The organism is Polycladospora coralii (genome assembly GCF_014773435.2).
GTDB classification, from domain to species: Bacteria; Bacillota; Bacilli; order Thermoactinomycetales; family Thermoactinomycetaceae; genus Polycladospora; species Polycladospora coralii.
In genome coordinates, this window is the sequence record NZ_JACXAG020000029.1 from 1 (window position 1) to 1518 (window position 1518).

Genomic DNA, 1518 nt, shown 5'->3' on the forward strand with positions numbered 1-1518 from the left:
AAGTGGTCAAAGAAATCCACTATACACAGGTTAGTTTAAGTCGAGCAAATGGAAATGGTCACTATAGTAATTACTTGGGTTATCGTGCAGGTGGGGGGCATCAAGCTGCATCCCCAGAAGTACAAGGGTTAGTAATGATGGTGCTGTTTGCTTTTTTAGATCCATCACCGCTGGGGGAAATATCTTTCCTTCGTTCAGGCCCCGGGTTAATAAAATCTGTAATGAAGCAAGGGTTGAAGAAGGATGCTAAGAAAGGAGACTTAGCTACAGCTAAAAAATCAACTAAAGTGGCTAAGTCTAGTCGAGTCCCTGCAAAATACGATGCAAAATTTGCTGCTACTAGTCTACTGAGGAATGGAAAAGTTTCCGTTGATAATTTAAAATCAATGATACCGAAAGGAACTCCAAATACATTTAGACCAAGTGAAACCATTAAAGAAGGATATAAGTACAGATTTGATATAAATGGTCAAAAAATAGAAATAAAATGGCATTCACCTGATTTAAATGCTAAGCAACTGTATCCCAATAGTAATTCAGGAAATATGTGGACTGCACAAATAAAAATAGGTAGAAAACTCCTAGGGCAAGATGGCGGATTTTATAGGAGAGCAAGCGATAAAACACATATTCCTTTAGAGTAGGTGGTTGAATAATGAATCTTTCTATCTTTGAAGAATTACCAGACTATATGTCTAAAGAAAAATTAGAAATGTATTTCAATCAGGTCATTGATTACTACAAAAGTACAGATAATGTAAATATTATGAAGTTATCGGAAGTTATATATGAATTATCCGATAGACAGTGGCGCACTTATACATGTCTAGATGAAGAAATACGACAAAAGATGGATTTAATAATTAAAGAGATTATTGATCCATATTCTTATGAATTAATGGATACTTTACTATCTATTATTGCATTGCTAGGCCTCAAAGAAAGCTATCAAAAGTTGAAGGAAGTAGATATGACAACTATAAGTGCTGATGTAAAAAAAATGATCGAGGAGATGTTTGATGAATTAGATGGGAGTATTAGTAATCCGTATTCAGGTTTAGAATAATTATTTTATTAACCCTGAGGGGCACTGAATGCCTTTCAGGGTTTGTTTTATTTACAATAAATAGTGAACTCGCTATACCTATGACAAAAACCGCTTAATCAGCGAAACCAAAGAAGGCGTAACGTCCACCTACAACTACGATTCACTAGGTCGTGTGAAAAGTGTAGAAGCAGGTGAACAAGTCGTAGAATCCTACCAGTATGATCTATACGACAACATCGCCAAACATCAAAAGCAAAATAAAGACAAGACCGGCATGCTGACAACTCAGTTTACGTACGATGGATTAGATCGAACCACGTCCAAAGTGGAACATGTCGGCACTGAGCAGGAGCAAACCACCACTTTTGATTATTTAGCGACATCAGGAGAAATGATCAGCGAAAGTGTAGACGGCAAGAAAACCAACAGCTATGTATACACGGCATCTGGGAACTTATTCTCCATGGTCA

The 1518-nt window shown here is 36.8% G+C and carries 2 protein-coding genes and 1 pseudogene; all 3 read left to right on the forward strand.

Going from position 1 to position 1518, the window contains the following annotated elements:
• Positions 1-644, forward strand: a pseudogene (locus tag IC619_RS16565) (hypothetical protein); the annotation flags it as partial.
• Positions 645-655: 11 nt separating this feature from the next.
• Complete coding sequence (locus tag IC619_RS16570) at positions 656-1066, forward strand: hypothetical protein (RefSeq protein WP_191141221.1); 411 nt, start codon at positions 656-658, stop codon at positions 1064-1066.
• Positions 1067-1220: 154 nt separating this feature from the next.
• Positions 1221-1518: hypothetical protein (locus tag IC619_RS16575; RefSeq protein ID WP_213260997.1), on the forward strand; the 298-nt coding region annotated here is incomplete at its 3' end.

Bases quoted from the DNA above. Each gene is read 5' to 3' on its own strand.
- IC619_RS16570 (WP_191141221.1), top strand. From the start codon at position 656: ATGAATCTTTCTATCTTTGAAGAATTACCAGACTATATGTCTAAAGAA.